This is a genomic window from Rhodococcus sp. P4_C10, assembly GCF_056402135.1.
Window position 1 is genome coordinate 38,019 of record NZ_JBFUHZ010000024.1, and the last position, 11,396, is coordinate 49,414.

An 11,396-nucleotide genomic window follows, 5' to 3' on the forward strand; every position below is an offset into this window, starting at 1 on the left:
GGGTCGCTGCGCCGCAGGACCTCCGGGTCGTTGCGCCGGCTCCGCTGCGGTGCCTCGGGGTCGCTCCGCCGGCTCCGCTGCAGTGCCACGGGGTCGCTCCGCCGGCTCCGCTCCTGGCGAACCCGGTGGTCGTTGCATGCTCCCCGTCATCGCGGTTCGTACCCTTCGTCTGCTCGGTCCGGCTGGCCCCGGAACCGGTGCCACAGCCGTCGTCCCGCAAGAAGCAACAGTAGTGCGCCCGCACAGCCGGTGATCACGGCCAACGCGCGGCCGTACGCATTCGTGCGGATCGAAACGGCGGTCGGCTCGCCGAGCTCGCGGCCGTTGACGGTGGTCATGGCCACGTCCACGATCATCTTCCCGGAGCCTTCGACCTTCGCCGGCACCTGCAGAGCCCGGCTCCCGCGGGCCGGCAGCTGCTGGTCCCCGATGTCGGTGACGGTCATCTCGGGTGGCGCCGAGACGTGCAGCTGGACCGTGATCCCCACCGGCAGGTCGTTGCGTGCCACCAGCAGCAGCGGGCTCTGCTCCGACGCCAGCGTGTACGCGCCGCCCGGCGCCAGCACGGTCACCGCGCCGTAGATCCGGTCCAGGGCCTGCCGGACCTGGGCGATCCGCAGGTCGGCCGCCACCGTCGCCGAGGCGCGGTCCCGGTCCCGGCGTCCGGAGGTGCTCATCGCCCGCAGCAGGTCCTCGTTCAGCGGCGCGGTGAACCGGACCGGGGTGAGGGCCGACTGCGGGTCGTTGACCAGCGTCTCGGTGATCGACTCGATCTCGGGGGCCGACGCGGACGCGCCGTCCTGCACCGACGTCGGTGCGCCGTCGCGGACCGCCTGTTCCGGGTAGGCGAGGTCGAGCGGGGGCGTCGGCATGTTGCGGTCCAGCACGTCGGCCAGCGGCCGGGAAGTGGCCAGGCCCGAGCGCAACATCGTCGAGACCGTGGACAGCATCGTGCGGGCCTCGTCGCCGTCGACGGACCACTCCTGCGGGGGCACCAGCAGCAGCGACCGCGGGTCCGGGTTGGCCATCCGGTCCTCGACGGGACGGGCCGTCAGCGACTGCCAGGTGACCGCGCCCAGCGCGTCCTGCAGCCGGGCCGTCCGGGAGTCGCCGGTCAGGTCGTACCGCGCACTCGCCGGCGTGTAGGTGGGCGTCTGGGGGGTGGCGCCGACGGCCGCGAGCGCGGTACCTGCGGGCACGTCGAACAGCGCGGCGTACAGCGGGCCGCCGTTGTTCCCGCCGTTCAGCGGCACCTTCGCCTGGGCACTGTTGCCCGCGACCGCGTTGGCGGCCAGCAGCACGGTCGGACCCAGGCCGTTGAGGGACGCCGCGGCCTCGGCGTCGAGCACCCCGGAGTCCGGCCAGGTCAGCCCGCGCAGCGATGTCACCCCGAGGGTGCCGTCGACGATGTCCGCCGGGGTGGCCAGCGCCCGCGCCACCAGCGTCGGGTCGCCGACGCGGTGCAGCGCCGCGAGGTCGACCTGGGCGAACGGGACGGCGGTGGTGCACATCCGCGAGGCCAGTGCCTTGAGCCGGTCCAGCCACGCGGCGGCCGCCGCCTGCCCGGTACCGCTGTGCGCGGCGCCGGTCGGGTCCGCCGGGTCGTCCACCACCAGGTATCCGCGGGTCATGTTGCTCACCGTGATCAACAGGTCGGGGTCGACGGCCAGGCACATGCTCTGCGCCAGCTTGTGCTCCCGGTCGATGCCGTCGCCGGTGGCGAACTCGGCCGCCGCGAGCAGCTGCTCGAGCCGGCCGCCGTCCGCGAGGGAGCCGGCCAGGTCGTCGTCGACCAGCCGCACCTGCTCGTCGGTGGAGCCCGGAATTCCCGCCGCCAGCCGCGGACGGTCGGCCAACGGCCACATCAGCGTCACGGCCACCGGGTCCGCGGTCGACGGCGGCACCGGTGCGGCGTCGGGTTCCTCGGCGCTGGGGTCGCGGGGCAGGCCGAGCACCGGCAGCAGGAAACGGGCGTCGTCGAGCCGTGCCGTGCCGCCGTACTCGGGGGTGCCGTTGACGTTCACCAGCAGCGGGTAGACGCCCGGGTCGGTGATGTCGAGGGACGCCCCGGTGGCCGAGCGCAGCGGCAGGGTGAGGGTGAACGGGACCGACCTGCCGACGTCGAGCTTCTCGGCGATCGAGTCGAACGCGCCGACGGTGTCGAAGTTCTCCTGGTCGGCGGTGAGCACGGTCCGCAACTGCGCGGGCGCCGCGACCTTCGGGGCCCGTTGCAGGCGCACCTGCACGTCCTCGACCGGCCGGTCGCCGACATTGGTGACGGTGCCCCCGACCGTCACGAAAGGGTCGCTGGAGGTGGTGACGGCGTTCGGCGCGACCGAGTCGACGGACAGCGAGACGAACTGCTGCTGGGTCCCGCGGGCCGCGGCGGGCGCGGTACTCGTCGCCTGCGCGCCGGTGGTCCGGGCGCCGGACGTCGGTGTGGTCGGGGTGGGGCTCCCGCTGCTGGGCGCGGCGATGCTCGGTGCGGTGAATCCGAGCGGTGCGGCGGCCAGCGCCAGTGTGGTCAGGGTCGTCGCGGTGAAACGACGCAGGGCTGTCCTCATCCGTGCTTTCCGGTCGTCTCGCGGGACCCGCCGCCGCGCACCGGACCCCGGCGTGTGGTGGTCACCTCGCGGGACCCGCGGTTGTCGTGCGGGATCGGGCCGGGCAGGGGACGCGGTGTCGGGGAGTCAGCCATCCGGTCGATCAGCGCCCCCGCGACCTCGGCGAGCCGGCGTTCGTCGGCGTACGCCAACCGCGACCCGAGTTCGAGCAGCGGCACCCACGCCACCTCCGTGACCTCGACGTCCTCGTCGCTGAGCTCGCCGCCCTGGAACCTGAGCAGGTAGTGGTGCACCGTCTTGTGCACGCGCCGGCCGTCGGTGACGAACCAGTAGTCGATGCTGCCCAGTTCGGCGAGCACCGTGCCCTGGATGCCGGTCTCCTCGGCCACCTCACGCATGGCCGTCTGCTCGGCGGTCTCCCCCGCCTCGATGTGTCCCTTCGGCAGCGACCACAGCAGCCGGCCCCGCCGGTCGGTGCGCCCGATCAGTGCCGCGCACTGCTCGTCGCGGGGGCCGTCGAGCCCGTCGACCACCAGGCCGCCGGCCGAGGTCTCACGGACGGTACGCATGCGCTGGTTCGTGCGTTCGCCGTGCGCGCTTCGTCGCCGCGGGTTGCGGCGACTGCGATTCGCACGTTCGGCAGCAGACACCCAATCAATACTAGTTGGCCCGCGGGACCTGCCCCGAATCCCACACCGCGGCGCCACCCTGCTCGCTCCGCAGGCTCCGCTGCTCCCCCACCCTGCTCGCTCCGCAGGCTCCGCTGCTCCCCCACCCTGCTCGCTCCGCAGGCTCCGCGACGGCGCCACCCTGCTCGCTCCGCAGGCTCCGCGACGGCGCCACCCTGCTCGCTCCGCAGGCTCCGCTCGCGCCGGTAAGCTGCACAGTCGTGGTTTCCCCAACTCCAGACGCCGACCGACGCGCCCGACTGCTCTCGGCCGCGACCGCGACCCTGCGCGACCTCTCCGAGGTGCTGACGCCCCTCGGTGCGAGGTTCGCCGCCGCGGGCCACGAGCTGTACCTGGTCGGTGGCAGCGTCCGGGACGCGGTTCTCGGCCGGCTCGGCACCGACCTGGACTTCACCACCGACGCGCGACCGGAGCAGGTGCAGGCCCTGCTCAAGGGCTGGGCCGACAACCAGTGGGACACCGGCATCGCCTTCGGCACGATCAGCGCCGCGAAGGCCGACCAGCAGATCGAGATCACCACCTTCCGCACCGACGCGTACGACGGCGTCACCCGGAACCCCGAGGTCCGCTACGGCACCAGCCTCGAGGAGGACCTGGTGCGCCGCGACTTCACCGTCAACGCGATGGCCGTGCGGCTCGGCGCGGACGGCACCCAGGAGTTCGTCGACCCGCTCGGCGGGATGGACGCCCTGCTCGCCGGCGTGCTCGACACCCCCGCCGCCCCGGAGATCTCGTTCAACGACGACCCGCTCCGGATGCTGCGCGCGGCGCGGTTCGTCTCGCAGCTCGGTTTCGCGCTGGCCCCGCGGGTCCGCGAGGCGATCGTCGCGATGGCCGACCAGATCGACCGGATCACCGCCGAACGTGTGCACGCCGAGCTCGACAAGCTGATCCTCGGCGAGTACCCGGTCGACGGCATCAACGTCATGTGCGAGACCGGCCTGGCGGCCCGGGTGCTCCCCGAGATCCCGGAGATGGAGCTCGAGATCGACGAGCACCACCAGCACAAGGACGTCTACCAGCACTCCCTCACCGTGCTGCAGCAGGCGATCGACCTCGAGGACGGCGACCCGGACCTGGTGCTGCGCTGGGCGGCGATCCTGCACGACATCGGCAAGCCCGACACCAAGCGCAACGAGCCCGGCGGCGGCGTCAGCTTCCACCACCACGAGGTGGTCGGCGCCAAGATGGTCCGGCGCCGGATGAGGGCGCTGAAGTACTCCAAGCAGATGATCGACGACGTCGGCCAGCTGGTGTTCCTGCACCTGAGGTTCCACGGCTACGGCGAGGGCCAGTGGACCGACTCGGCGGTGCGCCGGTACGTCAACGACGCCGGCGACCTGCTGCCGCGGCTGCACAAGCTGGTCCGGGCCGACTGCACCACCCGCAACAAGCGGCGCGCCGCCAAACTGCAGGCCACCTACGACGACCTCGAGCAGCGGATCGCCCGGCTCGCCGAGCAGGAGGACCTGGCGCGGGTGCGCCCGGACCTCGACGGCAACGCGATCATGGAGCTGCTCGGCATCCCCGCCGGCCCCGAGGTCGGCAAGGCCTGGAACTTCCTCAAGGAGCTGCGCCTGGACCGCGGCCCGCTCAGCCGCGACGAGGCCGAGGCCGAGCTGCTGAAGTGGTGGCAGCAGCAGACGTAGGCTGGTTCCCGGGCGCCCGGTGCGCCCACCGGAGGAGTCCGCTCATGACGACGGATCTGCAGGCCTGGCAGGCGCGCGGGCGGTACCTCACCGTCGGCGCGGACCGCATCTTCGTCGTCGAGGTGGGGGCGGGCGCCGGCCCGCCGGTGGTGATCGTGCACGGGTTCCCCGGTTCGTCGCACGACTTCGCGCGGGTCGCGGAACTGCTCGGCGCCGGCCGCCGGGTGGTCCTGCTGGACCTGCTGGGCTTCGGGCTCTCCGACAAGCCTGCGGTCGCGCGCTACTCGCTCTTCGAGCAGGCGGACCTGGTCGAGACGGTGTTGGCGCGGTTGGACATCGGTCGGTGCATCCTCCTCGGCCACGACATGGGCGACACCGTCGTCGCGGAGCTGATGCACCGCCACAACCACGGCGGACTCGGGTTCGTGGTGGAGCAGGTTGTGTTGACCAACGGCTCGATCTTCATCGACCTCGCGCAGCTGACGCCCGCCCAGCGGGGGATGCTCCGGTTGCCGGGGCGGGCGCTGCCCATCTCGCCCCCGCGACGCCTGCTCGCGCGTTCCCTCGAGCGCAGCTTCTCCCCCGCTGCGCCGGCGCCGCCGGGCGCGATCGACGCGCTGGTGCAGGCGATCGAGCGCAACTCCGGCGGCCGACTGCTGCCGCGCCAGAACCGCTACCTCCTCGAGCGGCGTCAGCACCAACCGCGGTGGACCGCGGCGCTGGTGGAGTACGCCGGCCCGCTGGGCCTGGTCTGGGGCGCGCTCGACCCCATCGCGACGAAGGACATGCCGGCGCACCTGCTCGACCTGCGCCCGCAGACGCGGGTGACGATGCTCCCCGACGTCGGGCACTGGCCGTCGCTGGAGGTCCCCGAGCGCCTCGCGGAACTCGTCGAGCAGCTGCTCGGATGAGCCGAAAAACGTTGCGTCAGTTCAGCTTCGCGTGCATCAGGTAGACGTTGTAGCTGTCCCACTCCGACATCGTGAAGTACAGGTCGTCCTCGGTGGACCACGGGTGGATGAAGCCGCCGTACATCTTGGGGTAGTCCGCGGCGCGCACCATCGGCACCCCGGCGGTCCACGCGCCCTGCGGACTGTCGGCCTGCCGCAACACTATTGCGCCGGCCACGGTGTCCAGGTAGCTCATCTGCCAGAGGTCGCGCTCGGCGTCGTAGCGCACCGACAGCTCGGCCGCGGTACCGGACATCACCGGGGTGGGTGACGCCTCCCCGACGGGGCTCCAGGTGCCGTCCACCCAGTACTGGTACGCGGACTTGTTCAGCACCTGGTCCTTGGGCGCCCGGGCCAGCGCGACGGTGCCGAGCCGGCCGTTCGGGGTGCCGAACATGTACACGTGGTCGCCGGCCGGAACCATGCTGGCCACCTGGAAGTGGTTGCGCCCGAACAGGTTCTCCCAGTTGGCGTACGGGTCCTTCGTCCAGGTCTGGCCCCGGTCGTCGGAGTAGGCGATGCCGCCGCGGTTGGTGTACCACATGCCGGGGACCATGCTCCAGCGCCGCACCGACATGTAGCTCATGTACTGCCGGTCGCCGATCGCGAACCCGGACGTGGGGATGGTCGTGGTCTCCCAGTTCTTGACCTTGCGGCTGCCGAGCACCTCGACGGCGTGGCAGCGGCTGTCCTGCACCATCGAGTCGATCGTCATGCCGTCGGACAGGTCGCGATCAGTGCTGTGGCCCAACACATTCGACCGCCAGTCGGAGCCGTTGGCGCCGGGCGGAGTCCAGCCCTTGCCGAAGGTGTCGCCGAACACCACGGACACCTCGCCGGGGCCGGACTCCCAGGTGATGCCGAGGTCGGTGCCGTTGACCTGCCAGCGCTTGTCGGTGCGGTTGATCGACCCCTGCCCGGTGAGCTGGGCGATCAGGGAGACCTCGCCGACCTCGGCCGCGGGCGCGACCGGAGCGGCCGGGCCGGGTTCGGTGGGCGGCGACTGCGGCGTCGGTGCCGGGGGCAGGGGCTGGGCGGGGCCGGGGATCGGAATCGGGATCGGCTCGGGGTCGGGGCCGATGGAGATCCGCGGCACCTGCAGGCCCAGCGAGCCGGAACCCGACCCGGACGAGCCCGCCGAGGACCCGGACGAGCCCGAGGAACTCGACCCCGACGAGCTCGCGGAACCCGACCCGGACGACTCCGACGAGCCGGCGTCCGGCTGCTCCGGTGCGGGGTCGGTGAGGTCCGGGCACGGGTCGGCACACGGGTCGGCGGGCAGCGGTGCCTGCGGCACCCGGGTGAGGTCCTGGGGCGGATCGGGGACGGGCACCGGGACGATTTCCGGCCACGGGTACTTGAGGTCCAGGCTCGGCGGCCCCGTGGTCTGCCCGCTGTCCGCGGCCGACGGGTCGAAGCCGGTCTCGCCGCAGGCGTTGGTCGGCGCCGCGGTCGGCGCGGCCGTGGCAGGCGAGTCGGTCAGCAGCGAGCCGGAGATCGCGAGGGTCAGCGCGCACAGTGGTGCACCGATACGACGGATCACAACGCCCCCAGTCCATTCCACGATCGCTCGGCGCTGCGGTACGCCGACCTCGAGGTGTCTGGAGAAAGTAGCAGAGGCTGACCGGAAGATTCGTCACCAATTCCCGGCGGTCACCCAGTTGGACCTACCGTCGCGGGCCGATCGAACGACCGACCCGCCGGGCGGCGAGTTTCGGGCCGGCAGGCAGCGTCGGGCTCAGCTGCCAAGTCCGGTCGACAGCTTGTCGACCACGTCGAGGATGGTCTTGAACGCTCCGAGCAGATCAGACAGGTCTGACGATGACATGTATTTCTCCTTCTTGCCGAGTGGTGACTTCTTCTAGTCGTGCGGACGGTTTCTCGTGTTCTGGCAAGACGTCGACCCAAGTCGTGTCGTCGTCGACTCCGGTCGGCGCGAGGCAAAGAAGTCGGCCCAGGACTCGATGTCGGGATGGTCCTTCAACAGGGCCCTGCGCCGGCGTTCGGTCATCCCGCCCCACACCCCGAACTCGGTGCGACTGTCGAGGGCGTCGGCGCCGCACGGCGCGGCCACGGGGCAGTGGCGACAGATCGTGACCGCCTCGTGCTGGGCGGCCCCTCGCACGAACATCCGGTCCGGGTTGTCGATGCACCGCGCGAACGCTCGCCAGGTGGCGGGGATCTCGGGCGATTGTGTCGCCGCGGGGCCACCAATCTTGATGCTGCTCATAGCGCCTGTCCTTGTTCTGCGGGAAATCCGGTGCGGTGCTGAGTGTGCGAGTCAAAATTCGCGTGACCACGACAAGGGGAAGAGTAGGGCGAAGAGTTAAACGCCAGACTGCCGTCAGATTACGCATCCTGGACGATCGTCCAGGATTTGAATGAACGCATGACGCCCCATGCACGGCCTGCTTGGCGTCGTGTGGCAACGCGACGGGCCGGCCGGGCGGCGCTCTACCCGGACGGCCCGGGGTCCATTGATTAAGTGACTGCTCAATGTATTATTCCTCCGGAGGCGAGAGGAGTGCCGAAATGCGCACGGTTGACGTTGACGCCCGAGCGGCGAAGGCAGCGGCGATCCTCGACGCCGCGGCACGGTGCTTCGCGGAGCGTGGGTTTGCCGCCACGCGGACGGCGGACATCTGTGCGCTGGCGGGAATGAGTTCGGGCAACCTGTTCCACTACTTCCCCACCAAGCATGCTGTGCTGTTGGCTCTCGTCGAGCGCGACGGTGCCGAGACGAACGCGTCGATGGCGGAGCTGGCCCAGGCGGACGACCCCTTCGGGGCACTGCTCGTCCTGCTCGACGAGGTCTGCCGACTCGCCGGGGATCCGGTGTATTCCGGTCTGGCGTTGGAGATCTCGGCGGTGGCGCATCGCGACGACGAGGTCGCGGCGCGTTTCAAGGCCAATGACATCGCGTTCCGGGGTGGCCTCGCTGCGCTGGTGCGCAGGGCGGATGCCGCAGGTCAGCTGAGCACCACGTTGTCGGCGGAGCACGCGGCCACCTGGCTGGCCGCACTCGTCGACGGCATGTTCGCGCGGGTCGCGGCCGATCCCGATTTCGACGCACCCGCACAGGCCGCCGTGCTCCGGCGCGTCGTCGCGCAGCTGCTCGGAGGCGTCGTCGCGTGAGCGACCGGACCGAAAACGTTGCGGTGTCGGGTGAGTCCGCACCGCCGCCTCGGCTCCTCAACGTGGATGCGCTTCGGGGGTTCGCCCTGTTCGGCATCCTCGCGGTCAACATCTGGGCGTTCGCGGACCCCTACTACGCATCGCCGTCGTCGAACCCGGCCTTCGACTCCGGGCTGGACCACGCGCTGCGCTTCGTGGTTGCGCTGCTGTTCGAGACGAAGTTCTACCTGCTGTTCTCGTTCCTGTTCGGGTACAGCTTCACCCTGCAGATGGCGGCCGCGGAGCGCACCGGGACCGCCTTCGTACCCCGGATGTTGCGGCGCCAGGGCGCGCTGCTCGTCATCGGACTGGTGCACGGCGCGGTGCTCTACTACGGGGAGATCCTCTCCACCTACGCGGTTCTGGGGCTGGCCCTGCTCGCCTGCCGGGGGATGTCCCCCGCCCGGGCGATCAAGGTCGGCATCGGTGTGGTGCTTGCGGTCGGCGTCGTCTGGATGCTGCTGGGGCTGGCGCAACTCGCCGAGGGTGACGCCGGCGGCACCCCCTCGTCGGACGTGACGGCCAAGCTGGTCGGATTCGGTGGCGATGCGGCAGCGACACTCGGGTTCCACTCCGGGCACCTTCCCTCGACGCTCGCGGCGGTAGCGGCACTGCAGGCGCCGAGTGCGATGGCGATGTTCCTGTTCGGGTTCGCCGCGGGCCGGCTGCGGGTGTTCGCGGACCTGGACGGGTACCGGCCGCTGATGCGCCGAATCCTGTTGCTGGGGTTGCCGGTCGGGTTGACGGGCGCGGTCGCGTACGCGCTGGCCGCGGCCTACGCGCCGGGTGGAGGCCTTGAGACGTTCGCGTTCGGCCTCGGCCAGCTGACGGCCCCGGGGCTCACCGCGTCGTACGTCGTGGCCGCCCTGCTGCTGTTCCAGACCGTCCGGGGCGGACGGATCGAGAGGGCGCTGGCCCCGATGGGCCGGATCGCGCTGACCAACTACCTGCTCCAGTCGGTGGTGCTTGGCGTGCTGTTCACCGGCTACGGCCTCGGGCTGGTGGACCGGCTGTCGCCACCGGTGGTCCTGGCCGTTGTGCCGGCGGTCTTCCTGTGCCAGGCGGAGCTGAGTCGACGGTGGCTGCGCGGGCACCGTTACGGCCCCGCGGAGTGGGTGCTGCGCGCCGCCACCCTCGCCGCGATCCCGCCCTGGCGTGCGCGGTAGCGGAACCTCAGGGCACCCTCCCGCGTCCAACACGTATGGGCTTCGTGGTGGAGTACGCGTTCGGAACCGGCGACGGCGACCCGTCCGTCTGGGAGTCGGTGGCGGACTTGGGCATCGGTGCCGACGACGCGACCGACGCGGTCCGCCTGGACTTCGACGGCGACGGCCTGCTCGACGACGCCATGTGGGACAGCGACGGGGACGGCCGTGCCGACCGGTCCGTGCTCGACGTGGACGGCCCCGGCACCCGATACTTCACCGACCCGAGCGGCCTGGGGACCTGGGACCACGAGGTGCCCGGACCGGCCGACGAGTGGGAACCGGAACCGGCGGGGTGGTCCTGGGGCCCGGACCCGCACTCGGTGCTGGTGGACGAGGACCGTGACGGGACGTCGGAGGTGACCGTGTCGGACACCGACGGCGACGGTCGCCTCGACGCCGTCCGGCGACACCCGCCGCGGCCCGGCGACTGACCGGCGGCCGGGGCGCTACCGCCGCAGGGAGTTCGCGGCGACCGCCGCGAGGCCGAGCGCGTACACCCCGGCGCCGGCGAGCACCAGCCCCAGCGACCGGCCGTCGGGCGCGATCACCGTCGCCGCCGCGGCGATCGCGGCGATGAACGCGACGTTGAACACGGTGTCCTGCAACGCGAACACCTGTCCCCGGCGGGCGTCGTCGATGTCGATCTGCATGGCGGCGTCGCCGGTGAGCTTGATGGTCTGGCCGGCCAGGCCGAGCAGGAATGCGCCCGCCAACAGCATCGGCTGGGTGAGCGCGGAGATGAGGGTCAGCTGCACGACGATGGCGGCCACCAGCGCCAGCGCGACCGTGCGGGGCCGGCCGAGCCGGGGTATCAGGAACGGGGCGAGGGCCGCGGCCAGCAGCATCCCGGCCGCGGTGGCGCCGACCGCGACGCCGAAGCCGGCGAGGCCACCCGGCAGCGAGCCCTGGGCGGCGGGGTCCCGCAACACCAGCACCATCACCAGGGTGTCGATGCCGAACACGATCCGGTGCGCCCCGATGCCGCACATCGCGGTGGTGACCCCGGGCGCCCGCCACACCGCCGTCGCGCCGGTTCGCAGGCCGGCCGCGACGGCGCGCACGGCGGCCCTCCGGGTGGGTGCGGCCGTGGGTCGGTCGGCATCGCCGGGGCCGAGACCGCGCGGGGCGAACCGGGCCGCGGCGACGGCGCCCACCGCGGAGC

9 protein-coding genes and 1 pseudogene are annotated in these 11,396 nt (G+C 71.8%); 5 read left to right on the forward strand and 5 right to left on the reverse strand.

The genetic code is table 11. The annotated features are described in order from the left end of the window. Nucleotides 1–146 precede the first annotated feature (146 nt). Together AC1DWC_RS17070 and AC1DWC_RS17075 are read right to left on the reverse strand one after the other, a co-directional pair. On the reverse strand, nucleotides 147–2,564 hold the full coding sequence (locus tag AC1DWC_RS17070) for a glycoprotein (protein ID WP_477909893.1): 2,418 nt from the start codon (nucleotides 2,562–2,564) through the stop codon (nucleotides 147–149). Then, nucleotides 2,561–3,451 carry an NUDIX hydrolase gene (locus AC1DWC_RS17075; RefSeq protein WP_477909911.1) on the reverse strand — a complete coding sequence of 297 codons (891 nt, stop codon included), beginning with the start codon at nucleotides 3,449–3,451 and terminating at the stop codon, nucleotides 2,561–2,563. Before AC1DWC_RS17075 ends, AC1DWC_RS17070 begins: the two co-directional genes overlap by 4 nt. Nucleotides 3,452–3,453: 2 nt before the next feature. On the opposite strand from AC1DWC_RS17075, the gene AC1DWC_RS17080 reads away from it, so the two are divergent. Beyond that, nucleotides 3,454–4,902, forward strand: coding sequence for a CCA tRNA nucleotidyltransferase (locus tag AC1DWC_RS17080; protein WP_072846513.1), 1,449 nt, complete (start codon nucleotides 3,454–3,456; stop codon nucleotides 4,900–4,902). 44 nt (nucleotides 4,903–4,946) lie between these two features. Beyond that, the gene (locus AC1DWC_RS17085) at nucleotides 4,947–5,813 is read left to right on the forward strand and encodes an alpha/beta fold hydrolase (RefSeq protein ID WP_477909895.1); all 867 of its coding nucleotides are present in this window, start codon (nucleotides 4,947–4,949) and stop codon (nucleotides 5,811–5,813) included. Between the two features lie 16 nt (nucleotides 5,814–5,829). On the opposite strand, the gene AC1DWC_RS17090 is transcribed toward AC1DWC_RS17085, so the two are convergent. Beyond that, complete coding sequence (locus AC1DWC_RS17090) at nucleotides 5,830–7,395, reverse strand: DUF4185 domain-containing protein (protein ID WP_477909897.1); 1,566 nt, start codon at nucleotides 7,393–7,395, stop codon at nucleotides 5,830–5,832. 318 nt (nucleotides 7,396–7,713) lie between these two features. Then, nucleotides 7,714–8,082, reverse strand: coding sequence for a WhiB family transcriptional regulator (locus AC1DWC_RS17095; protein WP_477909899.1), 369 nt, complete (start codon nucleotides 8,080–8,082; stop codon nucleotides 7,714–7,716). Nucleotides 8,083–8,384: 302 nt separating this feature from the next. On the opposite strand from AC1DWC_RS17095, the gene AC1DWC_RS17100 reads away from it, so the two are divergent. From AC1DWC_RS17100 to AC1DWC_RS17110, 3 genes are read left to right on the forward strand one after another with little or no spacing between them, the layout of a single operon-like run. After that, a complete protein-coding gene (locus tag AC1DWC_RS17100) occupies nucleotides 8,385–8,987 on the forward strand; it encodes a TetR/AcrR family transcriptional regulator (protein WP_477909901.1) in 603 nt (200 codons plus the stop codon). After that, the gene (locus tag AC1DWC_RS17105) at nucleotides 8,984–10,192 is read left to right on the forward strand and encodes a DUF418 domain-containing protein (RefSeq protein WP_477909903.1); all 1,209 of its coding nucleotides are present in this window, start codon (nucleotides 8,984–8,986) and stop codon (nucleotides 10,190–10,192) included. Before AC1DWC_RS17100 ends, AC1DWC_RS17105 begins: the two co-directional genes overlap by 4 nt. 47 nt (nucleotides 10,193–10,239) lie before the next feature. Next, nucleotides 10,240–10,665 (forward strand): hypothetical protein, encoded by a 426-nt coding sequence (locus tag AC1DWC_RS17110; protein WP_477909905.1) that lies wholly within the window; start codon nucleotides 10,240–10,242, stop codon nucleotides 10,663–10,665. 15 nt (nucleotides 10,666–10,680) lie between these two features. On the opposite strand, the pseudogene AC1DWC_RS17115 reads toward AC1DWC_RS17110, so the two are convergent. Continuing rightward, nucleotides 10,681–11,396: pseudogene (locus AC1DWC_RS17115) on the reverse strand (hypothetical protein); the annotation flags it as partial.